A 24,664-nucleotide genomic window follows, 5' to 3' on the forward strand; every position below is an offset into this window, starting at 1 on the left:
ATGCACCTCGGGAGGCGAAAAGAGCGGGCGGCCGGTCCACCCCGCCATCCGACCCTCCGGCGCAGAGACGTAGCCGCTGCGACCGGGCGGCTCAAGTGCGGCCGCGTCGATCCGGTCCTCGCGGCAAGGCGCGCGATCGAGGCGGGATGCTTGGGTTGCTGGCGCCAGAGCCGGACGAGTGGCGCACGAGGCAACTTGATCGCCAGCGGCGAAGCCTTACCTCGACCGTGCCCCATAAGAGGCGCTGTCAAGGAGGATACACGATGCACGTCACCATCGAGCAGGCGGAGAAGGCGATCGAGGCCGCTCGTGCCAAGGCGGTCGAGCTGGGTACGCAGATGTGCATCGCCATCGTCGATTCCGGCGGCAACCTGAAGGCTTTCCACCGCATGGACGGCGCCTGGGTCGGCTCCATCGACATCGCCCAGAAGAAGGCCAAGACGGCGGTGTTCTTCGGCATGAAGACGGGCCAGATCGGCAGCCTCTCGCAGCCCGGCGGCTCGCTCTACGGCATCGAGCACTCGAACCAGGGTCTGATCACCTTCCCCGGCGGCATCCCGATCGTGGATGCGGACGGCGAGATGTCGGGCGCCATCGGCGTCAGCGGCTCCTCGGTGGAGAACGACGACGCGGTGGCGCTGGCCGGCGCCAGCGCGATCGGCGACACCGAGTTGCCCGATCACCCCTGGCGGACCTGATTCCGCTTCTTCCCGTGCGGCGACGTGAGGTTGCCGCGTGGGGAGCTCGACATCCTGTCGTGCGATTGCCGCCGGTCGAGATCGCTCGACCGGCGCCCGCTCATTCCACGGTGACGGACTTGGCGAGGTTGCGGGGCTGGTCCACGTCTTTGCCCATGAACACGGCGGTGTGGTAGGCGATGAGCTGGATCGGCACCGCGTAGACGATCGGCGCGATCACCGGGTCCACATCCGGCATCGTCAGCGTCGCCAGCGTCTCCAGGCCCGCTGCCGCCGCGCCGCGGGCATCGCCGACCAGGATGATCCGGCCGCCGCGCGCGGCCACTTCCTGCATGTTCGACACCGTCTTCTCGAAGATCGCGTCGTGCGGCGCGATCACGATCACCGGCACACTCTCGTCGATCAGCGCGATCGGACCGTGCTTGAGTTCGCCCGCCGCGTAGCCCTCCGCGTGGATGTAGCTGATCTCCTTCAGCTTCAAGGCGCCCTCCAGCGCCATCGGGTAGCTCGTGCCGCGTCCGAGGTAGAGCACGTCGCGCGCCTTGGCGACTTCGCGGGCGAGCCCCTCGACGTCCCCCTCCATCTTCACCGCCTCCGCCATCAGGCCGGGTGCGGTGATCAGCGCGTCGACGATGGCGCGCTCGCGCTCCGCACTGAGCGCGCCGCGGGCGCGGCCCGCGGCCAGCGCGAGGCAGAGCAGCACCGTGAGCTGGCAGGAGAAGGCCTTGGTCGATGCCACCCCGATCTCGGGGCCGGCAAAGGTCGGCATCACCACGGACGATTCCCGGGCGATGGTCGAGGTCGGCACGTTAACCACCGCCAGCGTGTGCTGGCCCTGTGCCTTGGCGTAGCGCAGCGAGGCCAGCGTGTCGGCGGTCTCGCCCGATTGCGAGATCACCAGCGTCAGGCCGTTCTCCTCGAGCGGCGGCTCGCGGTAGCGCGTCTCGGAGGCCACGTCGATCTCGACCGGCAGCCGCGCCAGGGTCTCGAACCAGTACTTGGCCACCAGACCCGCGTAAAAGGCGGTTCCGCAGGCGGTGATCGAGAGCCGCGAGAGCCGGGCGAAGTCGAAGGGCAGAGCCTCGGGCAGCACGATGCGGCCGGCCGCCATGTCGACGTAGTGGGCCAGCGTGCGGCCCACCACCTCGGGCTGCTCGTGGATCTCCTTGGCCATGAAGTGGCGGTGGTTGCCCTTGTCGACGAGGTAGGCCTGGGTCGCGATCTTCTGGCGCGGGCGGCGCGCGGCGGTGCCGGCGCGGTCGCGGATCTCGGCGCCCTCGCGGGTCAGGATCGCCCAGTCGCCCTCTTCGAGATAGGTGATCTCGTCGGTGAACGGCGCAAGCGCCAGCGCATCCGAGCCGAGATAGGTCTCGCCCCGCCCGAAGCCGATGGCGAGCGGCGCGCCGTGGCGGGCGCCGATCAGGAAGTTCTCCTCGCCCGCAAACAGGAAGGCCAGGGCGAAGGCGCCGTGCAGCCGCGGCAGGGCCGCCTCCACCGCCGCCACGGGGCCGAGGCCCTGATCCATCAGGTGGCTCACGAGTTGGGCCACGACCTCGGTGTCGGTCTGGCTCTCGAAGCGCGCGCCCTTGGCCTCGAGCTCCGCCTTCAGCTCGCGGAAATTCTCGATGATGCCGTTATGGACCACGGCCAGCCGCTCGGTGGCGTGCGGGTGGGCGTTGGTCTCGTTGGGGCGCCCGTGGGTGGCCCAGCGGGTATGGCCGATGCCGATGGCGCCGGGGAGCGGCGACTGGGTGAGCTTGCTCTGGAGGTTCGCGAGCTTGCCTTCCGCCCGGCGCCGGTCGAGCCGGCCCTGCTCCAGGGTGGCGATGCCGGCGGAATCGTAGCCGCGATATTCGAGCCGCCGCAGCGACGCGACCAGCGCCTCCGCGACCGCCTCACGCCCGACGATGCCAACAATTCCGCACATGGTGATCCTCAATCACGTCCGTTCGCCGTAGCCCGTGCCTGCGCCCCGCCACAGGACGCCGGATCGTGCTCGGCCTGCCGCGTGCAAGGATTGGACGCAAGGGTCGGACCTTGAGCGTGGCGCGAGACCCGGCTTGTAGCGGATCGCGGCGCAACAAAGCCAGCACCGCGTCGCGCGGGGGCGCGCGGCGTCGCGATCCTGGTTTGTCAGTCGCGCTTGGCCTCGCGGGCGGCCTTGGCCGCCTTGAGCGTGGCACGCAGGGCCTTGGCCGCACCGTCGCGCGCGATCTGCCGGCCCCGCGCCACGGCCAGCGCATCCGCCGGCACGTCGCGGGTGATGACCGAGCCGGCCCCCACCAGCGCACCCGCGCCGATGCTCACCGGTGCCACGAGCGCCGCGTTCGAACCGATGAAGGCCCCCTCGCCGATGATCGTGCGATGCTTCGACACCCCGTCGTAGTTGCAGGTGATGGTGCCCGCGCCGATATTGGCGCCCGCCCCCACCTCGGCATCGCCGAGATAGGTGAGATGCGAGGCCTTGGCGCCCGCATGCAGGGTCGCGTTCTTGATCTCGACGAAATTGCCGAGATGCACGCCGGCCTCCAGCACCGCGCCACCGCGCAGGCGCACGTGCGGGCCGATATCGGCGCCCTGCATCAACCGTGCGTCGTGCAGGTGGCAGAAGGCGCGGATGGTGCAGCCGTCGCCGATCACGACGCCGGGGCCGAAGATGCAGTGGGGCTCGACGATCACGTCGCGGCCGAGCACCGTGTCGACGCTGAGGAAAACGGTCTCGGGGGCGATCAGGGTGGCCCCGCCCAGCTGGGCCGCGCGGCGCAGGCGGGCCTGGATCGTGGCCTCGGCCGCGCTGAGCTGCACCCGGTCGTTGACGCCTTGCGCCTCCTCCTCCGTGACCGGCACCACCGAGACCGTGTGGCCGTCGGCGACCGCGAGCGCCACCGCGTCGGTGAGGTAGTACTCGCGGTTGGCGTTGTCGTTGCCGATGCGCTCCAGAAGGCCAAGCGCCTGGGCGCCCGACAGGGCCATCAGCCCGGCATTGGACAGGCGCACCGCACGCTCGTCCTCGGAGGCGTCCTTCTCCTCGCGGATCGCCAGGACGCGGCCGCCATCCGTCAGCACCCGCCCATAGCCCTTGGGGTCGGCCGCCTCGAAGGCCAGCACCGCCACCGCGGCGCCCGCGCGCAAGGGCGCGCGCAGCCGGGCGTAGGTCTCGGCGGTGATCAGCGGGGTGTCGCCGAAGGCCACGATCACGTCCTGCCCACCTTGGAGCGCCGAGCGGGCGGCGAGCACGGCGTGGGCGGTGCCGAGGCGCTCGGCCTGGGGGTGGACGCTGGCGCCCGGCGCCATGCGCTCGATTTCGCGGGCGACATCGTCGCGGCCGGGCTCGACCACCACGGCCAGCCGTGCGGCGCCGGCCTCCTGCACGGCGGCCAGCACGTGGCCGAGCATGGAGCGATGGGCGAGTTGGTGCAGCACCTTGGGCCGGTCGGAGCGCATGCGCGTGCCCTTGCCGGCGGCCAGCACGATCGCCGTGAAGCCGCCCGCCTCCGCTCCGTTGTTCGTTCCCGTCATCGTGCCCGTGTCCCGCCGCTTCGATCCGTCGTTCGTTTAGCTGATCGGGCGGCGGGCGCGAAGGCGGGTTATGGGAAGGAGTCCGATCAGGGCGTGTCGAGCCCGGGCCGACCGGGCAGGCGCTCACCACGGCAGGCAGCGGATCTGCAAGAGGTCCTCCACGCTCGTCCGGACGCCGAAGGCCAGCACCCGCCACGCCGGCATGGTCGCGAGGCCGAGGCCGACGGTCAGCGCGAGCCAGGGCCACGCACGCTGCAGGCCGCGCGGCCCGGTCCGGGTGCCCGACCCGCTCATCGCCGCAACGCGGTCGGAGCGACCGCCCTCCGGCCGCGCCTGCGCCACAGGAGCCAGACGCCGGACAGCAGCATGGCGAGCCCCCAGGCCAGGAAGCCGAGATCCCAGAGGAACCAGTGCTCACGGTCCACCCGCTCGTTGACGTGATGCACGCCGAGCCACTGGTGGTCGATCAGCCCCTCCACGAGGTTGAAGCTGCCCCAGCCGACGAGCAGGCTGCCGGCGAGCGCCTGCTTCGACCAGCTCGAGGTGCGCCCCCGTCCCCGGCGCCAGAGCACGAACAGGCCCAGCACGACGAAGACGTAGGTCGCGCTGTGGAAGATGCCGTCCCACAGGGTGTTGAGTTCGAGGTTCTCGATCGAGGTGATCGGGTACCACGTGCTCAGCATGTGGTGCCATTGCAGCACCTGATGCAGCACGATGCCGTCGAAGAAACCGCCCAGCCCGAGCCCGAACAGCACGCCCGCCACGACCGGAAAGTCGGCACCCGGCCGTCCCTCCGTCCCCGCCGGCTCGACCCGACCCTGCCCCTCCCTCATCGAACCGGCCTCACGGCGTCCGGTAGGCGGAGCCGTCCTCGGCCCGCGCCGGGGTTTGAACGTAGCGTCCGCCCTCCGGCACGGCGACGCGCTCGAAATCCTGGGCCAGGGCGTCGAGGGCGCGGCGAAGCTCCGGGCCGTGCAGGGGACGCCCGTGGCCGGTCACGGCGCGCTCCGGCTTCAGCGCGGCGAGGCTTCGCACCGAGCCGCCCGCGGCCGGCCAGTCGAGGGTGAGGTACATCGGCGGCCCGTGCACCTCTGGGGCTTGCGTCACCACGGCGTAGGCCGATTCCTGCGCCGTGGTCACGAAGGCGTCCCCGGCGATCAGGCTGCCGTCGGCTTCGCGCCAGAACGAGACGTGGCCCGGCGAGTGGCCGGGCGTGTGAAGCCAGCGCCAGCCCGGCATCGGCGGCACGGAGCCGTCGGCCGGCAGCGTGTGCAGGCGCGTCGACACGTCGACGGGCTCGGTCGGATAGAGCGGTGCGATGCGCGCCATCAGCCCGCCGCCGACGCTCGGGTCGGGTGCCGGATAGGCCGCCCGCCCGTCGAGATAGGGACGTTCGAGCGCGTGGGCGTAGATCGGGGCGTCCCACTCCGCCGCCAGATCCTCGAGCACGCCGACATGGTCGAAATGGCCGTGGGTGAGCACGATGGCGGCCGGGCGGGCGCCCTCGCCGAAGCGGGCGGCGGCAGCCTCGCGGATTGCGCGCTTCGAGCCGGGAATGCCGGCATCGACCAGGGTCCAGTTGCGGTCACCGGCCCCCGGCGCGCCCAGGAACACCACGTTGACCAGGACCACGCGCCGGTAGGCGAGATCGGGCGCGATCTCGTGGGTGCCGTCGTCGCGCTCGGCATCGGCACGCGGGTCGTCGGCGCGGGCTTGGCGGCTGATCGGGATCTGCTGCGCCACGGCCATCTCCTTCGCAAGGATAGGGGGCAGCCGGCAGGCCTGTCCGGCCGGGCGGCATCGTCACAACGGGGAAGACGGGGTCGAAAAGCTTTGTTCCTCGGCGGCAAGCACGAAAAACGGGGGACTTCTCTTCGTTCGAATCCGTCCGAAACTTTGATGGGACGCGGGGGTTTGCGAGGAAGTACGCTGCCGTACCCGCCCGGCATTTGTGGGTGCCGGGCACGCCAGGGGCGGCCGGTGCCCCGCTTTTCCCGGTCGAGGCGCTCTGGGAAGTGTGTCACGCGGCGGTCGAGCCCTGCGTTCATGATCGTCGCCCTCCCCTCCTCCGAACCGAGCCCGATGCCGTGAGCGATCCGACCTATCCGCCCCTCGACGTGCTCAAGCCCGTCGCCTTCGGCCTGTGGATCGTGGACAGCGGTCCCATCCGCGCCGCCGGCCTGCCCCTGCCCGTGCGGATGACGGTGGTGCGGTTGGCCGACGGCGGCATCTGGCTTCACTCGCCGACCCGCTACGACGCGGGCCTGCACCGTACGATCGAGGCGCTGGGGCCGATCCGCCACCTCGTCGCGCCCAACGTCGCCCATTGGACCTACCTGAAGGAATGGCAGCGCCACTGCCCGCAGGCGCTCACCTGGGCCGCGCCGAACTTGCGCCAGCGCCGGCAGGTGCAGCGGGCCGGCCTGCGCCTCGACCGGGATCTCGCCGACGCGGCGCCGCCGGAATGGTCCGGCGATCTCACGCAAGTCGTCGTGCCCGGCGGCTTCGGCTTCCGGGAGGTCGCCTTCCACCACGCCGCCTCGGCGACGCTGATCCTGACCGACCTCGTGCTCAACTTGGAACCCGGGAAGCTGCCGCTGCCGATGCGGCCGCTCCTGCGGCTCGCCGGTGCGACGGCGCCGGACGGGCGGGCGCCGATCTACCTCCGCCTCGTCGTCTCGCTGCGCAAGCGGACGGCGGCCCGCGCCGCCGCCGCGCTGGTCGCGCTGGCGCCCGAGCGGGTCGTGTTCAGCCACGGCGCCTGGTTCGACCGGAACGGGACCGCCGAACTGCGCCGCTCCCTGCGCTGGCTGCTCGATTGAGACGGCTCCCACTTGAGCCGAGCGGAAGCCGTCTCGACGGGCCCGCGCGGCGCTCGAGCGCAGCACGAAATCCGCATTGCGAAGCAATCGATCGGATCTCGCACGAGGCCGTCCCGCACATCCCTCGGCGTTCTTGCTTCAGCCGTTCTTGACTCAGCCGTTCTTCTTGCCTCAGGCGTTCTTGCGGCCGCGGTGTGCGGGATCCACGCCACCTTCCGGCGTCGTCTCGTTCTCGACATCACCCTCGAAGGTGGAATCGCCTTCCAACTCCGCCGGGTCGACACCGGTGAGCCCCTTCGACTGCCCGATGCCCGGATTGCCCTTCAGGTCGGCGTCGGTTGGCGTGTCGGTCTTGAGATGCTTCGACATGCGGACGTCCTCTCGCGATTCCTTGAGTGGAAGCCCGGGCAACCGGGCTCCGCTGCCGGTGTTCCGGGTCCAGATGCCGCGGGCGGGGGTAAGGGGCGGCACGCCGTCCACAGCAAATCACCCTGTCCCCAAGGTTCAACGGCCACCTTCGGGACGCGTCGGAACTCACCGTGCCTGCGGCGCCTCCTCCCGCTGCGCCTGCTTCAAGGCGTCGAGCAGGGCGCCCTCGATGAGCAGGGCGGAGCCGTAGTGGAACTCGATATCGAAGGCGTGGCGCGAGTTCATCGAGAGCGAGGCGCTCTGCATGGCGATCAGGCGGCCCGCCTCGTCGAACAACCCCGAGCCCGAGCCGCCGTAGCCGTCGTTGCAATCGTGGCGGGCACGTCGTGTCCCGCCTTCCGTCGGCGGGTCGATGCGCCGCACGGTGCAGGTCTCCAGGCTGCTGTCGCCCCGGTAGTTCTGGTGGCCTCCGGGGGCGACCAACGTGACGGGCAGCGAGAGGTCGCCGGTCGCGAGATCCGGGGGCATGTGCGGCACGGGCTGGCGCGGGCCCTCGGCGGGCTGGGCGAGGCGCAGCAGGGCCCAGTCATCGGTGATGTGAAGCCGCGTCGCGTCCGCGGCGACGCCGAGATGCAGGCTGTCGCTTACGAAGTCGTAATTGCGTCCACCGATCTGGAAGTAGCAATCGCCGACCTGCCGCGTGGTTTCGAGCTGCCGGTTGCGGAAGTTGTGCGCGTTCAGCATGACGAGAGAAGGCGTGCCGATCAGCCAAGCGGCCGCTGCTTTCTGCGGCACGCCGTCGGAGCGGCGGCACCAGAGCACGCCCGCTCCCGGGAACCGTGCCCGGTCGCTTCCGGTGAGATCGCGCCGTCCGTCCTGGGGATAGAGCGCGGCAGTCTCGATCACGATGCCGAGATTGCTGCCCGACCCCGGCGCGGCCCCGGTGGAGAGGTGCGGCGCATCGTCTTCGGCCGTGACCGGTCCCCCGAGGAGGGCGGCGAGCACGAGCGCGCCACCGACTGCCAGAACGCGCCGCCCCTGCGCCATCACCGACCAGCCTCCCGCCTGCGCCGGGCCGCTTGGTCGTGCCCGTTACCGATAGTGGTGCGACGACCTCCCGCGGCGGTCAAGCGACGGCTAAGTGCCTGCGTCGCTACGTCTTCTCACTTTTAGAATTGCCTTATCGTCCCGACAAGAAATGTCCGACCAGCTAAAGACTTCTTCTCCAATCAAAGCCTAGAAATTATAGGCGAAGGGGCGCTAATAAGTCTTTCATAAGACCGCACTGATCTAGGTCACCTTTTAGATCTAGCCTGTGGCACTCCGAAGGACTTCGTGGCGGACCCGGACCTCAGAAAGATCGTCTGAGAGATACCGCGAGGCCGAAAGGCGAGGCGGTTGAGTGAGGAGACGCAGGATGAGCAGGTTTGTGACGTCGGTCTCGGCCCTGGCTATGCTGGCGCTCGCGCCGGCCGCGCTTTCGAGCGCAGCATATGCCAACGACAAGCTCGTTGAGTTGTCGAAAAAAGACGAAAACTGGGTGATGCCCGGTAAGAACTACGATTCGGATAACTACAGCGAGCTGAAGCAGATCAACAAGAGCAACGTGAAGCAGCTTCGGCCGGCTTGGACGTTCTCCACCGGCCTGCTGAACGGTCACGAGGGCGCGCCGCTCGTCGTCGACGGCAAGATGTACATCCACACCTCGTTCCCGAACAACACCTTCGCCCTCGGCCTCGACGATCCGGGCCTGATCCTGTGGCAGGACAAGCCGAAGCAGAACCCGGCCGCCCGCGCCGTCGCCTGCTGCGATCTCGTCAACCGCGGCCTCGCCTACTGGCCCGGCGACGGCAAGACCCCGGCGCTGATCCTCAAGACCCAGCTCGACGGCAACGTCGCCGCACTCAACGCCGAGACCGGCGAGACGGTGTGGAAGGTCGAGAACTCCGACATCAAGGTCGGCTCGACGCTCACCATCGCCCCCTACGTCGTGAAGGACAAGGTGATCATCGGCTCCTCGGGCGCCGAGCTCGGCGTGCGCGGCTACCTCACCGCCTACGACGTGAAGACCGGCGAGCAGGTGTGGCGCGCCTACGCCACGGGTCCGGACAAGGACCTGCTGCTGGCCTCCGACTTCAACATCAAGAATCCCCATTACGGCCAGAAGAACCTCGGCACCGGCACCTGGGAGGGTGACGCCTGGAAGATCGGCGGCGGCACCAACTGGGGCTGGTACGCCTACGATCCGGGCACGAACCTGATCTACTTCGGCACCGGCAACCCGGCGCCGTGGAACGAGACCATGCGTCCGGGCGACAACAAGTGGACGATGACGATCTTCGGCCGCGACGCCGACACGGGCGAGGCCAAGTTCGGCTACCAGAAGACCCCGCACGACGAGTGGGATTACGCCGGCGTCAACGTCATGATGCTCTCCGAGCAGAAGGACAAGGACGGCAAGACCCGCAAGCTGCTGACCCACCCGGACCGCAACGGCATCGTCTACACGCTCGACCGCACCGACGGCTCGCTGGTCTCGGCCAACAAGCTCGACGACACGGTCAACGTGTTCAAATCGGTCGATCTGAAGACCGGCCAGCCGGTGCGCGATCCGGAATACGGCACCCGGATGGACCACCTCGCCAAGGACATCTGCCCCTCGGCGATGGGCTACCACAATCAGGGCCACGACTCTTACGATCCGAAGCGTGAGCTCTTCTTCATGGGCATCAACCACATCTGCATGGATTGGGAGCCCTTCATGCTTCCCTATCGTGCGGGTCAGTTCTTCGTCGGTGCGACGCTAAACATGTATCCGGGCCCGAAGGGCGACCGTCAGAACTACGAAGGTCTCGGCCAGATCAAGGCGTACAACGCGATCACCGGCGACTATAAGTGGGAGAAGATGGAGCGATTCGCGGTGTGGGGCGGCACCATGGCCACCGCGGGCGACCTCGTCTTCTACGGCACGCTCGACGGCTACCTGAAGGCGCGCGATTCCGACAACGGCGATCTTCTCTGGAAGTTCAAGATCCCGTCCGGCGCCATCGGTTACCCGATGACCTACAGCCACAAGGGAACGCAGTACGTCGCCATCTACTACGGCGTCGGCGGCTGGCCGGGCGTGGGCCTCGTGTTCGACCTCGCCGACCCGACCGCCGGTCTCGGTGCGGTGGGCGCCTTCAAGAAGCTCGCCAACTACACCCAGATGGGCGGCGGCGTGATCGTGTTCTCGCTCGACGGCAAGGGTCCCTACGACGATCCGAACGTCGGCGAGTGGAAGTCGGCCGCCAAGTAAGACTGCAAAAAACCTGCCCGTCGGCAGTCACGAACCTCCCCTCCCCCGGCTCGTCCGGGAGAGGGGCAGGGCCGAGGTGGTGCGGGCCGAAGCGGCCCGTGACGGTCCGCGCCACCCTAAATCCCTCTCCGCAGATTTTCGCCCCGTGCAGCCAAGGTCGCGCAGGTGAGGCGTCTGCACGGGAGATGCGCCAAGGGCCGGTCTCAAGCCGAAAAAGCCCGCGCCAAGATCTCATAAGAATAAGCCAGAGGAAACGAACCCATGTCGCTCGTGAACGGACGCCGCCGTGCAGCCGCATCGGCCGTCGCCCTCACCGCTGCCGTGACGGCTTTGGCCGCCCTGTCTGCGCCTGCCCTGGCGCAGCAGCCGAAGGCCGCGGAGGCCGCCAAATCGGAACCTGCCAAGCCGGATCCCGGCACCCTGCGCGTCTGCGCCGCCGAGCAGGCGCCGCTCTCGATGAAGGACGGCACCGGGCTCGAGAACCGCATCGCGACGACCGTGGCCGAGGCCATGGGCCGTAAAGCCCAGTTCGTCTGGATCGGAAAGCCCGCGATCTACCTCGTGCGCGACGGGCTGGAGAAGAAGACCTGCGACGTGGTGGTCGGGCTCGATTCCGACGACCCCCGGGTGCTCGCCAGCAAGCCCTATTACCGCTCGGGCTACGTCTTCCTCACCCGCGCCGACAAGGATCTCGACATCAAGTCCTGGTCCGATCCGCGGCTCAAGGACGTGAGCCACATGGTGGTCGGCTTCGGCACGCCCGGCGAGGCGATGCTCAAGGATATCGGCCGCTACGAGGAGGACATGGCCTACCTCTACTCGCTGGTGAACTTCCGCGCGCCGCGCAACCAGTACACCCAGATCGACCCGGCCCGGATGGTGAGCGAGGTCGCTTCGTCCAAGGCCGAGGTCGGCGTCGCCTTCGCGCCGGACGTCGCCCGCTACGTGCGCGATTCCTCGACCAAGCTGCGCATGACCCCGGTGCCCGACGACACGCAGACCAGCGACGGCCGGAAGATGCCGCAGAGCTTCGACCAGTCGATGGGCGTGCGCAAGGACGACACCGCCCTCAAGGCGGAGATCGACGCGGCGATCGAGCGGGCCAAGCCGAAGATCGAGGCGATCCTGAAGGAGGAGGGCGTGCCCGTGCTGCCCGCCTCGAACTGAGCGTCACCCGCCAAGCGCCCGCCGCGCCGCCTTCGCCCCGCGCGGGGACGGCCGCGACCGGGCGCTCGGCGAGGAAATCCGAGCCGCCGGAAGAACGGCACTGCGATGAGGAACAAGAACAAGACAATGACGAAGCGCACAACGATCGGAACCGCCCTGCTCGGCCTCGTGCTTGCCGGCGTCGCCCTGCCCGCGTTCGCCCAGCCCCAGTCCGGGCCGCAGACGGGCGTCGTGTTCCGCAACACCGTGACCGGCGAGGCGCTCGACGTGACGCAGGGCAAGGAAGGCGGGCGCGACACCCCGGCGGTGAAGAAGTTCCTCGAGACCGGAGAGAACCTCTACATCGACGACAAGTCCTGCCTGCGCAACGGCGAGAGCCTGTACGCGACCTCCTGCTCGGGCTGCCACGGCCACCTCGCGGAGGGCAAGCTCGGGCCGGGTCTCAACGACAATTACTGGACCTATCCCTCCAACACGACGGATGTCGGCCTGTTCGCGACCATCTTCGGCGGCGCCAACGGCATGATGGGCCCGCACAACGAGAACCTCACGCCCGACGAGATGCTGCAGACCATCGCCTGGATCCGGCACCTCTACACGGGGCCGAAGCAGGATGCGGTCTGGCTCAACGACGAGCAGAAGAAGGCCTACACGCCCTACAAGCAGGGCGAAGTCATCCCGAAGGACGCCAAGGGCCAGTGCAAGCCGCTGGAGGAGTGATCCTTTCGGGTTTCGGGCCGGCCTCGAACCGGCGCGATCGAGGGGGCGGACCGGGGATCGAGCCGCGCGGCGACATCCCCGGAAAGAGCAAGCCCCAAAAAGAGCACGTCTCATAAAGTGGAGGAAACCATGAAGGCCACTCTCATCGCCGCCGCTGCCGTCGCGCTTGCCGGGATCGCCGCACCGGCGCTCGCCTATGACGGCACCAAGTGCAAGGCGCCGGGCAATTGCTGGGAGCCGAAGCCCGGCTTCCCCGAGAAGATCGCCGGCTCCAAGTACGATCCCAAGCACGATCCCAAGGAGCTGAACAAGCAGGCCGATTCCATCAAGCAGATGGAAGAGCGCAACAAGAAGCGCGTCGAGAACTTCAAGAAGACCGGCAAGTTCGAATACGACGTCAGCAAGATCTCGGCCAACTGACGATGCGCGTCACCCGTCCCCCCTGCGGGGGAGGGTGACTGCGGAGCAGGCGGGAGAGGGGGAGCGCGCGACGGTGCCGCTCTCGACTGGCGTCGATCCAGTGGAAGCCGGGTCCCCCTCACCCGACCGCCTGCGGGCGCCATCCTCCCTCCGCAGAGGGGAAGGGAAGACGCGGCTTCGTTGCGCGACGACGTCCCCAAACAAGAAACGAAGGCCGAAACGGCGAATGAACACCTTGCCCCCCGGCGACGCCATGCTCACGGACTGGCGGGATGCGGCCGCGCGCTTCGAGCGCGCGATCGGCAAGGCCGTGGTCGGCCAGGAACGGGCGATCCGCCTGCTCACGATCGCGATCTTCGCCCGCGGCCACGTCATGCTCGAAGGCGATGTCGGCGTCGGCAAGACCACGCTCCTGCGCGCGGTGGCCCGGGGCCTCGGCGGCGCCTACGAGCGCGTCGAGGGCACCGTCGACATGATGCCCACCGACCTGATCTACCATACCTATCTCGGCGAGGACGGGCGCCCGCGGGTGGAGCCCGGCCCGGTGCTGCGGCAGGCGGAAGACCTCTCGGTCTTCTTCTTCAACGAGATCAACCGCGCCCGGCCCCAGGTCCACGCCCTGCTCCTGCGCATCATGGCCGAGCGCAGCGTCTCCGCCTTCAACCGCGAGTATCGCTTCCCCAACCTCCAGGTCTTCGCCGACCGCAACCGGGTCGAGCGCGAGGAGACCTTCGAGCTGCCGGCCGCCGCCCGCGACCGCTTCCTCATGGAGATCGGCATGGAGGCGCCCCGCGACGCCAAGGCGCGGCGCGACCTCGTGTTCGATCCCCGCTTCCACGACACCGACCGGCTGACCGAGGAGGTCGAGGCCGGCGTGCTCGATCATGATCGCATCGGCACCATCGCCGGCGCGATCCAACACGCGATCCGGGCCGAACCGGCGATCGAATCGTACGTCGTCGGCCTGTGGGAGGCGCTGGTGCGCCCCGGCCCCGCCGGCATCCGCCTTCCCGGCATCGACATGGAGCGCCTCGTGCAGGGCGGCGCCTCGCCCCGCGGCGTGGCCTTCCTCGTGCGCGCCGCCCGCGTTCGCGCCTGGCTGGAGGGCCGCGACTGGCTGGTGCCGGAGGATATCCGCGCCGTCTTCCCCGAGGTGATGGCCCACCGCGTCTTCCTCGAACCGGTCTACGAGATGCGCCGCGCGCAGATCGTGCCCGACCTGATCCGCGCGGTGTTCGAGACGGTGCCCGCCCCGTGAGCGGCCCTGAGGACGGGGCCGACATCCTCTACTGGCCGCGCTGGCGGCCGGGCGGACACCGCGTCGGCGCCCATCGCGGGCGCGATGCCGGCGGACTCGGCACTTTCCGCGATCAGGTCGCCTTCCTGCGCCTGCCGGATGCGCGCCGGATCGACCTGCGGGCCTCCCTGCGAGACCCGTTCGAGGGCGTGGTGGTGCGCCGGTTCGAGACCCGCACGCCCGTCGAGACCTGGGCGCTCGTCGATCTCTCCGCCTCCATGCGCTTCCAGGGCCGAGCCGACCGGCTCGGGCTGGCGCAGGCCTTCTGCGCGGCGCTCGCCCGCTCGGCCACGCGCATCGGCGACGGCTTCGGGCTGATCGGCTGCGATGCCGCCCTGCGCGAGGCGTTCACGCTTCCCGCGACCCGCCACCGCGCGGCGGCCCAGGCCGCGGTCGCGCGCCTCGGCGAGGCGACCTGCGACGGGCGCGGCGCCGAGGGCCTGCTGGAGGCCGCCCGCCGCCTCGCGGGGCGCCCGAAGCTGGTCTTCCTCGTCTCGGATTTCCGCTGGCCGCAGGCGCTGATCGAGGCGGTCTTCGCCGCGCTCGCCCTGCACGACGTGACGCCGGTGCTGCTCGCCGACGCGGCCGAGGACGAGGGCCTGCCCGCCTGGGGCCTGGCCGAACTCGACGATCTGGAGGGCGCCGGACGCCGCCTCGTCTTTCTGCGCCCCTCCTTGCGCCGCCGCTGGATCGCCCGCGAGGCGGAGCGCGTCGAGGCCTTGCGCCGGATCTGCGCGCCCTTCGCCCGCCCGCCCTTCCGGCTCGCCGACCGCTTCGACGCGGAAGCGTTGAGCCGCCACCTGATGACGACGTGAGAGCGATGCGCGCGCTCCCCACCCTCCCCCTCTTCCTCGCGCTGGCCGCCCTGCCCGCCTCCGCGCCGGCGCTCGCGCAGGTGCGCGGCGTCGAGCTGCGCACGCCGCGGGCCTTCGGCTATTTCCAGGGCGATCTCGTGCAGGTGCAGGCCGAGATCCGCACCGATCCGGGGTTTTCCCTGCAGCGTCCCTCCCTGCCGAAGCCCGGTCCCGTCACCTACTGGCTCGACTTGCGGGACGTGACGACGGAGGAGAGCCGGGGCGCGGACGGCTCGCACGTGATCCGCCTGCGCCTGACCTATCAGGATTTCTACGTCGCCCTCGACGCGCGCGCCCTCGAAGTGCCCGGCTTTCCCGTCACCGTCGAGAGCGCCGGCACGAACGGATCGACCACCGCCGTGGCGCAGGTGCCGGCCTGGAAGATCGGCGTCTCGCCGCTCCGCGAGGTGCAGCCCGAGCGGCGCGACGACCCGGCCGACTATCTGCGGCCCGATGGGCGCGCGCCCCGGCTCGACCCGCAGCCGGCGCTCGCCTCGGCCGCCGCGTCCCTGGTCCTGGCCGCCGCGGCGGGGCTGCTGCTCGCCCGCGACCGGGCCTGGGGGATGTTCGGAAGGCGCCGTGGCCGGCCTTTCGCGCTCGCCCTCAAGGCCTTCCGCCGGTTGAAGCGGCATCAGCAGGGGGACGCCCTCTACCGCGAGGCGCTGCTTGCCCTGCATCGCGGCCTCGATGCCACCGACGGCCGCCGGGTGCTCGCCGACGACCTGCCCGACTTCCTGGGCCGCCACCCGGCCTTCCGGGCGCAGGCGCGGGCCCTGCAGGATTTCTTCGCCGCCTCGCGGCTGGCCTTCTTCGGCCGGGATGGCGCGGGGGCCGCGGCGCGGCTGCCCCTGCCCGAGGCCGAGTCCCTGCTGCGCCGGCTCGGCGCGCTCGAGCGGAGCGCGTGAGCCCCGTGCTGGCGCTTCTTTCCTCGCTCGGCGCGGCCACGCCCTGGCTGCTGTGGTGCCTGCCCGTGGCGCTGCTGCCGCTCGCCCTCTCGGTGGCGCGGCGCAACGCGCTGCCCTCGATCGCCGCCGTGCCCGAGGATCCTCTCTCCGCGGGCCTGCGGATCGTCCTGACGGCGGCCGGGATGCTGGCGGTCGGCGGGCTGATCCTGGCGCTGGCCGGACCCTACCGCGCCGGCGAGCGCGTGACCCGCACCGGCATCGGCGCCCAGGTCTCCATGCTGATCGACCGCTCCGGCAGCATGAACGAGACCTTTGCCGGCCGGCAGCCCTCGGGTGCGGAGGAGTCGAAGGCCGCCGCCTCCCGGCGCATCCTGCGCGACTTCGTGGGCGAGCGCGTCCACGACCAGTTCGCCGTCACGGCCTTCTCCACGGCGCCGATGCTCGTCGTGCCGATGACCGACCGGCACGCGGCCGTGCGCGCGGCGATCTCCGCGATCGACCGGCCGGGCCTCGACTACACCAACGTCGCCCGCGGCCTCGGCATGGCGCTGTCGCAGTTCGGGCCGGGCGTGCCCGGGGTCTCGCGCGCCCTCCTGCTCGTTTCCGACGGCGCGGCGGTGATCGACCCGCGCATCCAGGCGCAGCTGCGCGCCGAGTTCGCCCGGGTGCGGCCGAACCTCTACTGGCTGTTCCTGCGCACCAAGGGCTCGCCCTCGATCTCCGACAAGCCGGCGGGCGAGGACACGCCCCAGGCCGCGCCGGAGCGCCATCTCGACCTGTTCTTCAAGAGCCTCGGCGTGCCCTACCGCGCCTTCGAGGCGGAGGGGGCCGAGGCCGTGGCCAGCGCCGTGCGCCAGATCGAGGCGCTGGAGCGTGATCCGATCCCCTATACCGAGGAGCGCCCCCGCCGCGACCTGACGGGCTGGGCCTACGGCGCGGCCGCGCTCGGCCTCCTCCTCCTCGTGCTGGCCAAGCTCGCCGAGGCCGATCTCGGGCGCCGGCCCGTACAGGCCGCGCCCGCGGCCGAACGGGCTCCCGAGCCGGCGCGCGACGCCGCACCGAGGACGGCCGCCGCATGATGCCCCACGCCCTCGCACCTGCCGACTCTTCCGCTCCCCTCCCCTGGCGCGCCCGCCTCCGCGCGGGCCTGGGCGGGGCGTGGGGCGCGAGCCGCCCGCACCTGCTCGTGGTGCTGCCGATCCTGTTCCTCGGGGCCGCCCTCGCCTTCGGGCTCTCGGCCTGGAACGCCGCGCGCACGAATGCCGACATCGCGAGGCTGGAGGCGGGCCGCGACGTCGCCGTCGCGCCGGAGGCGGCCGACGGGCTCCTCGTCGCGCGCATCGCCTTCCTCGCCGTCCGCGACCGGCTCGGCGAGACCGAGCCGCTGATCGAGAGCCTCGACCGCCGCGGCGCGGCCGGCGCGAGCGCCCGCGCCCGCTACGTCGCCGCCAACGCCCGCATCCGGGAGGCCTTCCGGCTGATCGAGCGCAGCGAACTCGACAAGGCGGGGCCGCAGGTCACGCTCGCCCGCCAGGATTACCGCCGGGCGCTCCAGGCCCGTCCGGAGTTCTGGGACGCGAAGTTCAACTTCGACGTGGCCTCGCGCCTGATCCGCGATTTTCCCGAGTTCGACCGCAAGTTCGGCGACGAGTTGAAGGCCGAGCCCAAGCAGATCTGGACCGACATCCCCGGCCAGCCGCGGGGCGGGCCATGAGGCCGGTCCAGCCATCGGCGCCCGGTCCGCTGGCGCAGCTCCCGCTGGCAAAGAACCTGCGCGACCGCCGCTTCCAGGCGCTCGCCGCGGCGCTGCTGCTCGCGGTGCTCGCGATCGTCCTGCCGCCCGTGCCGCTCACCCGGTCGGGCGTCTCGGTGCTCGCCGTGGTCGACATCACCGGCAGCATGAACGTGCGCGACTACGCCCTGGACGGGCGCCCGGCGAGCCGGCTCGACACCGCCAAGGCGGCCCTGCGCCGCCTGATCCCCGAACTGCCCTGCGGCTCCCGGCTCGCGCTGGCGCTGTTCACCGAGCGGCGGCCCTTCCTGCTGTTCACGCCGATCGAGGTTTGCGCCGAGTTCGCGCCCCTCGACGGGGCGATCGCGGCGCTCGACTGGCGCATGGCCTGGGAGGGCGACAGCCGCATCAGCGCCGGCCTGCATCGCGCCGTCGCGATGGCGGGCGACCTCGACGCCGATCTCCTCTTCCTCTCCGACGGCCAGGAGACGCCGCCGCTCCCCGCCAGCGGCCTGCCCCCCTTCGAGGGCAAGCCCGGCGCCGTGCGCGGGCTGATCGTGGGGGCGGGCGGCTACGCGCTCTCGCCCATCCCGAAATACAACGACCGCGGCCGCGAGACCGGCTTCTACGCCGAGACCGACGTGCAGCAGGAGAACCGCTTCGGCCCGCCCCCGGCGGATGCCGAAGCGCGTGAGGGCTACAACCCGCGCAACGCCCCCTTCGGCGGCGCCGCGGCGAAGGGCGAGGAGCATCTCTCCTCCGTGCGCGAGGCGCATCTGAAGGCGCTCGCCGCCCAGACCGGCCTCGCCTACGCCCATCTCGACGGGCCGGACGCCCTGCGCGCGCCGCTCCTTGCCGCGGCCACGCCCCGTCCCCTGCCCGGCCGGCTCGATCTGCGCCCCTTCCTCGGCGCGGCGGCGCTCGCCCTCGTGCTGGCCGTCTTCCTCGCGGGCGCCTTTTCGGCGCGCGCCGCCTCCTTCACCCCCAGCAGGATGTCCTGATGCGTCTGTCCTTCCTCGTTCTTCCCATCGCCTTGCCTCTCGCACTCACCGCGACCGCCGCGCTCGCCCACGGCCCGACGCCGCAGAAGGTCTCCCAGTCGATCACGATCAAGGCGAGCCCGGATGCCGTCTGGAAGGTAGCGGGCGACTTCGCCGGCATCGGAAAGTGGCACCCGGCGGTCGCCAAGGCCGAGGGCAGCGGCAGCAAGGACGGCGGCACCCGGAAGGTGACGCTCAAGAGCGGCGGCACGCTCGAGGAGAGCCTGGACGAGTACAAGCCCGAGGCGCGCAGCTATTCCTACCGGATGGGCGAGCCGGACCTGAAGGCGCTGCCGGTCTCCTCCTACTCGGCGACCTTCACGGTGAGCCCGGAGGGCGACGGCGCCAAGGTCGAGTGGATGGGCCGCTTCTACCGTGGCGACACCGGCAACGAGCCGCCCGAGAATCTCAGCGACGAGGCCGGCAAGGCGGCGATGAACACCTACTTCTCGGAAGGGCTGAAGGGCCTCAAGGCGGCCGTGGAGGGCGGCAAGGCCAAATGATCCGCCGCGCCGCGCTGTCCCTGCTCCTCTCCCTGGTCGGCCTGCCCGCGCAGGCCGGGACGGTCTACGTCGCGAGCCAGCAGGGGGCACAGCTCACGCGCGTCGAGGCGGGCAAGGTCGCCGGCAGCACGAGCGTCGCGGGGGCGCCCGCCACGGTCGCGGCGGGCGGCGGCCTCGTCTTCCTCACCCATCCCGACGGGCAGGCGATCACCGTGGTCGACGGGGCCACGGGACAGGTGCTGCGCCGCCTTCCCTATCGCGGTCAGGCCTTCGGGCTGGCCGCCTCGGCGGACGGCAGGACTCTGTTCGCGGCCGATTGGTCCGGCCACCGCATCGACCGGATCGCGGCCGCGGACGGGACGCTCGAAGCCTCCGCGCCGACCGGCCGCGACCCCGCCCACCTCGTCCTCGACCGCGCCGGCCGCCTGTTCGTCGCGGACCGGGAGAGCCATCAGGTCAGTGTGTTCGACGCCGCGCGCCTGACACGGCTCGCCACGATCCCCGTCGGCACCGCGCCCTTCGCCCTGGCGCTCAGCCCGGACGAGCGCCGCCTCTACGTCGGCAACGTGCGCAGCAACGACCTCACCGTGATCGATACGGGAGGGCTCGAGGCGCTGGCCACGGTGCCCGTCGGCGCCATGCCCTACGGCGTCGCCGTGAGCCCGGACGGGGCGCGGATTCTCGTCACCAACCAGCATGCCGGCACCGTCACCGTGCTCGACGCGGGGACGCTCGCGCTCGCGGCGACCGTCACGGTGGGCCGCTACCCGGAGGGCATCGCCATCGCACAAGGGAGGGCCTACGTGGCGAACTGGTTCTCCGACAGCGTCTCCGTCATCGACCTCGCCACGCTCCAGGAGGTGACCCGCCTGACGGTCGCCGAGGGGCCGCGCAGCCTCGCCGTCGCGGCCGAGCCTTCCCCGAAGGAGGAGACGCGATGAGGCCGCTCGCAGCCGGGCTCGCCGCCCTGCTGATCCTTTCCGCCTGCGACCGCGGCGGCGATTCCGCCGGCGAGACATCGTCGGGTGAGACGTCTTCGGCAGCGGGCGAGGGCCAGGTCGTCGCCTCCACCGCCGAGGACCACCTGCCCGACTGGCTCACCCCGACCGACGGCACGGACCCGGCCCGCTGGCTCGCGGGCCGCGAGGCGGGACGCCCCTTGCCGGCTGAGGCCGCCGAGGTCAGGGGATTGCGCGACTCCCTCGACAGGGCGCGCAGCGCCTTCGTGGAAGACAGGCGCATGATCGCCAACCGGACCGTGCAGCTCGGGCAGATGCTCGCCGAGATCGGCAAGCCGGAGCCCTATCGCGGCCTGATCGACGGCCTCGGTGCCATCGCGTCGTTGCGCGGTCGCCACAAGAGCCTCTACGGCGAGATGTGCCAGCACTACTACAACACCCGCGCCCAGGGCGCCGACCACGCCACCGCCCTCGCGCGGCTCGCAGCCCGGGAGCGGCCGCAGGAGCCGCCGCAGGACAAGCCGGACGCGGCCCCGCAGGAGCGGTCGGGAGAGCGCCCGTGAGCGCGAGCAAAAGCGCGAGCAAAAGCGCGAGCATGAGCGAGGGCCGTGCCTCCGCCCGCCGGCCGGTGCCGGAACGCCCGGCGGCGATCCTCGTCGTCGACGACCACCCGATCGTGCTGCAGGGGGTGCGCCGGCTGGCCGAGGCGGCGGGCGTCGGCACGGTCTACGAGGCCGCCGACATCGTCTCCGGCTACCGCCTGTTCCACCGGCACCGGCCCGACCTCGTGGTGGCCGACCTGAGCTTTCGCGACGACGGCCTGTCCGGGCTCTCGCTGATCCGCCGCATCCGGGCGCTCGACGGCGAGGCGCGCATCCTCGTCTTCAGCATGCATGCCGACCCCGTGCTCGTCTCGCGGGCGCTGGAGAGCGGGGCGCTCGGCTTCGCTCTGAAGGATGCCGGGCCCGACGCCTTCCTCGAAGCCTTGGACGCCGTCCATACCGGGCAGGGCTACCTGCCTCACGCGCTCGCCACCGACGTGGCCATGCTGAACCGCAGCGCCCGCCCTGCCCCGCTCGCCACCTTGAGCGCCCGCGAATTGCAAATCCTGTCGCTCCTGAGCCAGGGCAAATCCTACGAGGCGATCGCCAACGCCATGGCGGTGAGCTACCGCACGATCATCAACGCCAGTTCCAGCATGCGCCGGAAGCTCGGCGTGGAATCCCGCGCCGGGCTGGTCCAGATCGCGGTGAACCGGCGCAACGCGCTGCTGTAACGGCGCCATGCGCGCCGGGCGCGCCTCAGAAGCGGGTGGTCAGCGCCGTCAGCCAGTCGGGCGAGGCCTCGACCAGGGCCGTCTCGAGCCGCTTGTCGAGCCCGCTGGCGACGAACAGGCCCGTGGCCACGAGGAGCAGCCCGAGCCCCGCCTTCAGCCCCCGGCCGAACCGCATCATCCGCCCGCGGGCGCGCAGCAGCAGGCCCCGGGAGAGGCTGCCGAGCAGGAGCAGCGGCAGGGCGGCGCCGAGGCCGAACGCGCCCATCGTCGCGGCGACGGCGGGCAAGTCGCGCCCCTGCGCGGCGAGCAGCGAGGCGGCCCCGAGGGTGGGACCGACGCAGGGCGCCCAGACGGCGCCGAGCAGCAGGCCGACGCCGAACTGTCCGGAGAGGCCGGCGCTCGATCGGCCACCGAAACGGCGCTCCGCGCGATCCGCGAGCGGACCGGCGGCGGCGGCGAGACGGTCTCCCACGGCGGGCACCAGCAAAACCAGCCCGACGGCCACGAGCCCGAACGCCGCGATCGTCCGGAACAGGTCCGTGTCGAGCCCCAGAGCAAAGCCGACGGTTGCCACGAACAGCCCGATCCCGGTGAACGACAGGGCCAGCCCCGCCGCGAGCGCCGCCGGTCCGAGGCGATGCTCGGAGGCCGCGCTGCCCAGCACCAGCGGCAGCAGGGGCAGCACGCAGGGCGACAGCACCGACAGGAGCCCGGCGAGGAAGGCGAGGCCGAGGGTGAGGAGCATCGTCTCAGTTCCCGGTGGCCGCGGCGCGATCCGGGCCGGCAACCGTTGGCCGGGCCATGACCAGCGCCGGTTCGCAAGGCCTCACCGCGCACATTCCATTTCCCTCGACGACACCGCATCCGGCGATAGCGGAACCCGGCCGCGGCCGCAGCCCGGACACGACGACACGATCGCGTGCGCTCGCATGTTGACGCGGCGCCCGGCTCAGCCTATCTGACGCCGACGCCGAGCGCGGGGATTCGTCAACGATCTCCGTTTCCGCCGTCCAGCCCGAACAGGCTGGAGCGCCGATGGCTCCGGTGGGGGATAGTTTAACGGTAGAACCGCGGACTCTGACTCCGCTAGTCCTGGTTCGAATCCAGGTCCCCCAGCCATCTAGCGACCTAAACCACTGCAGACGCTGACGATTTTGCTGAACCGCCCTGCGGTCTGAGCACTTTGCTACACACCGCTGCTACACAGACCGTCCGCGCGGACGGCGGGAGCGCGGTTTGGGTTTCGTCGCCAACGTCGTCCAGCGCGGACGCACCTTCCACTTCCGACGCCGCATCCCGGCCGACCTTCGGCAGCGTCTCGGCCGCCACGAACTCGTGCGCAGCCTCGGAACGGGCGATATCCGCGCTGCCAAGCTCAGGGCCTGTCGGCTATACGTGGCGGCGGAAGAGCTGTTCTCGACCCTGCGCGCTACGCCGATGCTGACCGACGACCAGATCGCCCGCCTCGTCCGCGACTTCTACGACACGATGCTGACCGACGAGAACGCCGGCCGGCTTACCCGTGGGCCGTTGCCTGAGGGCGTACGGGAGGCCCGAGTCACACAGTACGCGACGATGGTCGCCAAGGGCCGCGCGGCGCTGGCCGGCAACCGCCTCGACGAGGCGGCCTTCGTCGCCGAGATGATGCTGAAGCGTCAGGGGATCGCCATCCGGGATCTGGCGCCTGCGGAAGCGGCCAGAGCCAAGCAGGCGATGCTGCGCGCTGGCATCGACCTCTCTGAAGCGCTGAAGGCCCGCTACGAGGGCGACTTCAACTACGAGCCGCGCGACAAGCTTCTGAAGGCTACGCTTGCCGAGCCACAGCCGAAGCAGTGGCCGACGCCGGCAGAGGCCCCGACAGCAGAGACGGCACCATCAGCCACCCCGGCGCCGCCGACTGCCGAGAGGGACGAGGCCGTCCCCGGTGCAGAGCCCACGTTCGTCGAGCGTGGGAACGCCTTCCGCGCCCAGCAGGTCGAAACGAAGCGCTGGGACAATCAGACCGCGGCGCAGGCCAGCGCCACCTACCGCCTGTTCGCCGACGTGTGCGGCGACAAACCCCTCGGCGTCTATACGCGCAAGGATGCCGGGCGCTTCCGCGAGCGCGTCGAACGCCTGCCCGGCGACTATGGCAAGCACCCGCGCTACCGCGGCCTGGGCGTCGAGGCAATTCTGAAAACCTACACGGCATTGCCGGAGGGGTCTCGTGCCGGAGTCATTACGCAGAAGACCGTCAAACGCCACTTCTCGGCTCTGTCCACCCTCTGGACGGCAGCGGTGGCAGAAGGTGAAGCGAGGGAGAACATCTTCTCCGGCCATCGCTTCGCGGCCACTCGCAAACCAAGCGAGCAGCGCGACATGTGGGAGCGGGCCGAGCTCGCCCGCCTGTTCGCGACGCCGATTTGGACTGGCTGCGCATCGCCGACCCGACGCACCACACCGGGCAGCCTCATTCTACGCGACGAGAAGTTCTGGCTGCCCCTGATCGCCGTGTTTACCGGTATGCGTCAGGAGGAAATCTGCCAGCTGCACGTTGAGGATATTCGCCAGGACGAGGACGTCTGGTTCATCGACATCAACGACCGGCCCCCGCGCAAGCTTAAGAACGCGACCGCCGTGCGCCGCGTGCCGATTCATTCCGAGCTGATCCGCCTCGGCTTCCTCGGCCACGTCGACCGTCAGCGCCGCATCAAGCAGTTACGGGTCTTCCCTGGTCTCGAGCGTGGCGGGGCCGACGCACGCCTGGGTCACGCCTTCACCAAGTGGTTCACGCGCTACCGCCGCGACGTCGGGGTCTACCGGGCCGGACTCGACTTTCACTCGTTCCGGCACACCGCGACGACGCTGATGCACCAGGCCGGAGTGATGCCAGCGGTGATCGACCACGTCACGGGTCACGCCACGCCCGGCGAGACTGCGCGCTACACCAAGCGCTCAACGCTGGTGCAGATGCGTGAGGCAATCGAGGCGATCACGATAGGGGTCAAGCTGCCTAGGTGTATGGTCCCGGGATGAGGTGTGACGGGTTGATCCTGAAGCGATTGGGCTCTTTCGTCCAGGCATTCAGGATGAACTCGGTGGGTGT

Annotated in this window: 25 protein-coding genes and 1 tRNA gene; 18 read left to right on the forward strand and 8 right to left on the reverse strand. The window is 70.6% G+C overall.

The features are described 5' to 3' along the window. The first annotated feature begins 263 nt into the window (after positions 1-263). Entirely contained in the window at positions 264-698 is a 435-nt protein-coding gene (locus BY998_RS20600) for a heme-binding protein (RefSeq protein ID WP_110353564.1), read from the forward strand. A gap of 100 nt (positions 699-798) precedes the next feature. On the opposite strand, the gene glmS is transcribed toward BY998_RS20600, so the two are convergent. From glmS to BY998_RS20620, 5 genes are all read right to left on the reverse strand, one after another. After that, entirely contained in the window at positions 799-2,625 is a 1,827-nt protein-coding gene (glmS, locus tag BY998_RS20605; RefSeq protein ID WP_110353565.1) for a glutamine--fructose-6-phosphate transaminase (isomerizing), read from the reverse strand. Between the two features lie 206 nt (positions 2,626-2,831). After that, a complete protein-coding gene (gene glmU, locus BY998_RS20610) occupies positions 2,832-4,217 on the reverse strand; it encodes a bifunctional UDP-N-acetylglucosamine diphosphorylase/glucosamine-1-phosphate N-acetyltransferase GlmU (protein WP_110353566.1) in 1,386 nt (461 codons plus the stop codon). Positions 4,218-4,340: 123 nt separating this feature from the next. After that, entirely contained in the window at positions 4,341-4,511 is a 171-nt protein-coding gene (locus BY998_RS24505; protein WP_181425580.1) for a hypothetical protein, read from the reverse strand. Then, positions 4,508-5,050 (reverse strand): DUF2243 domain-containing protein, encoded by a 543-nt coding sequence (locus BY998_RS20615; RefSeq protein ID WP_110353567.1) that lies wholly within the window; start codon positions 5,048-5,050, stop codon positions 4,508-4,510. Before BY998_RS20615 ends, BY998_RS24505 begins: the two co-directional genes overlap by 4 nt. Positions 5,051-5,060: 10 nt before the next feature. Beyond that, positions 5,061-5,960, reverse strand: a complete 900-nt coding sequence (locus BY998_RS20620) for an MBL fold metallo-hydrolase (protein WP_110353589.1) — start codon at positions 5,958-5,960, stop codon at positions 5,061-5,063. A 344-nt stretch (positions 5,961-6,304) separates the two neighbouring features. Here BY998_RS20620 and BY998_RS20625 point away from each other — a divergent pair, with 344 nt between their 5' ends. After that, entirely contained in the window at positions 6,305-7,039 is a 735-nt protein-coding gene (locus tag BY998_RS20625; protein WP_110353568.1) for a DUF4336 domain-containing protein, read from the forward strand. A gap of 171 nt (positions 7,040-7,210) precedes the next feature. On the opposite strand, the gene BY998_RS20630 is transcribed toward BY998_RS20625, so the two are convergent. Continuing rightward, the gene (locus BY998_RS20630) at positions 7,211-7,408 is read right to left on the reverse strand and encodes a hypothetical protein (RefSeq protein WP_110353569.1); all 198 of its coding nucleotides are present in this window, start codon (positions 7,406-7,408) and stop codon (positions 7,211-7,213) included. 165 nt (positions 7,409-7,573) lie between these two features. Next, complete coding sequence (locus BY998_RS20635) at positions 7,574-8,455, reverse strand: serine protease (RefSeq protein ID WP_110353570.1); 882 nt, start codon at positions 8,453-8,455, stop codon at positions 7,574-7,576. 370 nt (positions 8,456-8,825) lie between these two features. Here BY998_RS20635 and BY998_RS20640 point away from each other — a divergent pair, with 370 nt between their 5' ends. The 14 genes from BY998_RS20640 (at position 8,826) to BY998_RS20705 (ending at position 21,579) form a co-directional block, all read left to right on the forward strand. Continuing rightward, complete coding sequence (locus tag BY998_RS20640) at positions 8,826-10,706, forward strand: methanol/ethanol family PQQ-dependent dehydrogenase (RefSeq protein WP_110353571.1); 1,881 nt, start codon at positions 8,826-8,828, stop codon at positions 10,704-10,706. Positions 10,707-10,967: 261 nt separating this feature from the next. After that, complete coding sequence (gene moxJ, locus BY998_RS20645; protein WP_110353572.1) at positions 10,968-11,873, forward strand: methanol oxidation system protein MoxJ; 906 nt, start codon at positions 10,968-10,970, stop codon at positions 11,871-11,873. 126 nt (positions 11,874-11,999) lie between these two features. After that, a complete protein-coding gene (gene moxG / locus BY998_RS20650; RefSeq protein ID WP_110353590.1) occupies positions 12,000-12,593 on the forward strand; it encodes a cytochrome c(L), periplasmic in 594 nt (197 codons plus the stop codon). A gap of 129 nt (positions 12,594-12,722) precedes the next feature. Beyond that, the gene (locus BY998_RS20655) at positions 12,723-13,013 is read left to right on the forward strand and encodes a methanol dehydrogenase [cytochrome c] subunit (protein WP_110353573.1); all 291 of its coding nucleotides are present in this window, start codon (positions 12,723-12,725) and stop codon (positions 13,011-13,013) included. A gap of 226 nt (positions 13,014-13,239) precedes the next feature. Next, positions 13,240-14,271: a MoxR family ATPase gene (locus tag BY998_RS20660; RefSeq protein WP_110353574.1), complete on the forward strand. Its 1,032-nt coding sequence runs from the start codon at positions 13,240-13,242 to the stop codon at positions 14,269-14,271. Then, positions 14,268-15,125: a DUF58 domain-containing protein gene (locus tag BY998_RS20665; protein WP_110353575.1), complete on the forward strand. Its 858-nt coding sequence runs from the start codon at positions 14,268-14,270 to the stop codon at positions 15,123-15,125. The genes BY998_RS20660 and BY998_RS20665 overlap by 4 nt, the downstream gene beginning before the upstream one ends. Before the next feature lie 5 nt (positions 15,126-15,130). Then, a complete protein-coding gene (locus BY998_RS20670) occupies positions 15,131-16,069 on the forward strand; it encodes a nonribosomal peptide synthetase MxaA (protein WP_110353576.1) in 939 nt (312 codons plus the stop codon). Between the two features lie 5 nt (positions 16,070-16,074). Continuing rightward, complete coding sequence (locus tag BY998_RS20675) at positions 16,075-17,148, forward strand: vWA domain-containing protein (protein ID WP_110353591.1); 1,074 nt, start codon at positions 16,075-16,077, stop codon at positions 17,146-17,148. Next, complete coding sequence (locus tag BY998_RS20680) at positions 17,148-17,783, forward strand: MxaK protein (RefSeq protein WP_110353592.1); 636 nt, start codon at positions 17,148-17,150, stop codon at positions 17,781-17,783. Before BY998_RS20675 ends, BY998_RS20680 begins: the two co-directional genes overlap by 1 nt. Continuing rightward, positions 17,780-18,802: a vWA domain-containing protein gene (locus tag BY998_RS20685; RefSeq protein ID WP_110353577.1), complete on the forward strand. Its 1,023-nt coding sequence runs from the start codon at positions 17,780-17,782 to the stop codon at positions 18,800-18,802. The genes BY998_RS20680 and BY998_RS20685 overlap by 4 nt, the downstream gene beginning before the upstream one ends. After that, positions 18,802-19,344, forward strand: a complete 543-nt coding sequence (locus tag BY998_RS20690) for an SRPBCC family protein (protein WP_110353578.1) — start codon at positions 18,802-18,804, stop codon at positions 19,342-19,344. Before BY998_RS20685 ends, BY998_RS20690 begins: the two co-directional genes overlap by 1 nt. Then, positions 19,341-20,285 carry a YncE family protein gene (locus BY998_RS20695; RefSeq protein WP_110353579.1) on the forward strand — a complete coding sequence of 315 codons (945 nt, stop codon included), beginning with the start codon at positions 19,341-19,343 and terminating at the stop codon, positions 20,283-20,285. The genes BY998_RS20690 and BY998_RS20695 overlap by 4 nt, the downstream gene beginning before the upstream one ends. Continuing rightward, the gene (locus tag BY998_RS20700; RefSeq protein ID WP_110353580.1) at positions 20,282-20,866 is read left to right on the forward strand and encodes an MxaH protein; all 585 of its coding nucleotides are present in this window, start codon (positions 20,282-20,284) and stop codon (positions 20,864-20,866) included. The genes BY998_RS20695 and BY998_RS20700 overlap by 4 nt, the downstream gene beginning before the upstream one ends. A gap of 32 nt (positions 20,867-20,898) precedes the next feature. Further along, complete coding sequence (locus BY998_RS20705) at positions 20,899-21,579, forward strand: response regulator transcription factor (protein WP_110353593.1); 681 nt, start codon at positions 20,899-20,901, stop codon at positions 21,577-21,579. Positions 21,580-21,604: 25 nt separating this feature from the next. Here BY998_RS20705 and BY998_RS20710 read toward each other — a convergent pair whose 3' ends face one another. Next, entirely contained in the window at positions 21,605-22,324 is a 720-nt protein-coding gene (locus BY998_RS20710; protein ID WP_110353581.1) for a cytochrome c biogenesis protein CcdA, read from the reverse strand. 300 nt (positions 22,325-22,624) lie between these two features. Here BY998_RS20710 and BY998_RS20715 point away from each other — a divergent pair. Both BY998_RS20715 and BY998_RS20720 read left to right on the forward strand, forming a co-directional pair. Continuing rightward, positions 22,625-22,698: transfer RNA gene (locus BY998_RS20715), tRNA-Gln, on the forward strand. A gap of 117 nt (positions 22,699-22,815) precedes the next feature. Further along, positions 22,816-24,594 (forward strand): site-specific integrase, encoded by a 1,779-nt coding sequence (locus tag BY998_RS20720; protein WP_110353582.1) that lies wholly within the window; start codon positions 22,816-22,818, stop codon positions 24,592-24,594. Positions 24,595-24,664 lie beyond the last annotated feature (70 nt).

The sequence above is a fragment of the Methylobacterium sp. B4 genome, assembly GCF_003201865.1.
In the GTDB taxonomy this organism is placed as follows: Bacteria; Pseudomonadota; Alphaproteobacteria; order Rhizobiales; family Beijerinckiaceae; genus Methylobacterium.

Coding starts and splice junctions, on each gene's coding strand:
- BY998_RS20600 (WP_110353564.1), top strand. CDS start 264: ATGCACGTCACCATCGAGCAGGCGGAGAAGGCGATCGAGGCCGCTCGT.
- glmS (WP_110353565.1), bottom strand. CDS start 2,625: ATGTGCGGAATTGTTGGCATCGTCGGGCGTGAGGCGGTCGCGGAGGCG.
- glmU (WP_110353566.1), bottom strand. CDS start 4,217: ATGACGGGAACGAACAACGGAGCGGAGGCGGGCGGCTTCACGGCGATC.
- BY998_RS24505 (WP_181425580.1), bottom strand. CDS start 4,511: ATGAGCGGGTCGGGCACCCGGACCGGGCCGCGCGGCCTGCAGCGTGCG.
- BY998_RS20615 (WP_110353567.1), bottom strand. CDS start 5,050: ATGAGGGAGGGGCAGGGTCGGGTCGAGCCGGCGGGGACGGAGGGACGG.
- BY998_RS20630 (WP_110353569.1), bottom strand. CDS start 7,408: ATGTCGAAGCATCTCAAGACCGACACGCCAACCGACGCCGACCTGAAG.
- BY998_RS20635 (WP_110353570.1), bottom strand. CDS start 8,455: ATGGCGCAGGGGCGGCGCGTTCTGGCAGTCGGTGGCGCGCTCGTGCTC.
- BY998_RS20640 (WP_110353571.1), top strand. CDS start 8,826: ATGAGCAGGTTTGTGACGTCGGTCTCGGCCCTGGCTATGCTGGCGCTC.
- moxJ (WP_110353572.1), top strand. CDS start 10,968: ATGTCGCTCGTGAACGGACGCCGCCGTGCAGCCGCATCGGCCGTCGCC.
- moxG (WP_110353590.1), top strand. CDS start 12,000: ATGACGAAGCGCACAACGATCGGAACCGCCCTGCTCGGCCTCGTGCTT.
- BY998_RS20655 (WP_110353573.1), top strand. CDS start 12,723: ATGAAGGCCACTCTCATCGCCGCCGCTGCCGTCGCGCTTGCCGGGATC.
- BY998_RS20660 (WP_110353574.1), top strand. CDS start 13,240: ATGAACACCTTGCCCCCCGGCGACGCCATGCTCACGGACTGGCGGGAT.
- BY998_RS20670 (WP_110353576.1), top strand. CDS start 15,131: ATGCGCGCGCTCCCCACCCTCCCCCTCTTCCTCGCGCTGGCCGCCCTG.
- BY998_RS20680 (WP_110353592.1), top strand. CDS start 17,148: ATGCCCCACGCCCTCGCACCTGCCGACTCTTCCGCTCCCCTCCCCTGG.
- BY998_RS20685 (WP_110353577.1), top strand. CDS start 17,780: ATGAGGCCGGTCCAGCCATCGGCGCCCGGTCCGCTGGCGCAGCTCCCG.
- BY998_RS20690 (WP_110353578.1), top strand. CDS start 18,802: ATGCGTCTGTCCTTCCTCGTTCTTCCCATCGCCTTGCCTCTCGCACTC.
- BY998_RS20695 (WP_110353579.1), top strand. CDS start 19,341: ATGATCCGCCGCGCCGCGCTGTCCCTGCTCCTCTCCCTGGTCGGCCTG.
- BY998_RS20700 (WP_110353580.1), top strand. CDS start 20,282: ATGAGGCCGCTCGCAGCCGGGCTCGCCGCCCTGCTGATCCTTTCCGCC.
- BY998_RS20705 (WP_110353593.1), top strand. CDS start 20,899: ATGAGCGAGGGCCGTGCCTCCGCCCGCCGGCCGGTGCCGGAACGCCCG.
- BY998_RS20710 (WP_110353581.1), bottom strand. CDS start 22,324: ATGCTCCTCACCCTCGGCCTCGCCTTCCTCGCCGGGCTCCTGTCGGTG.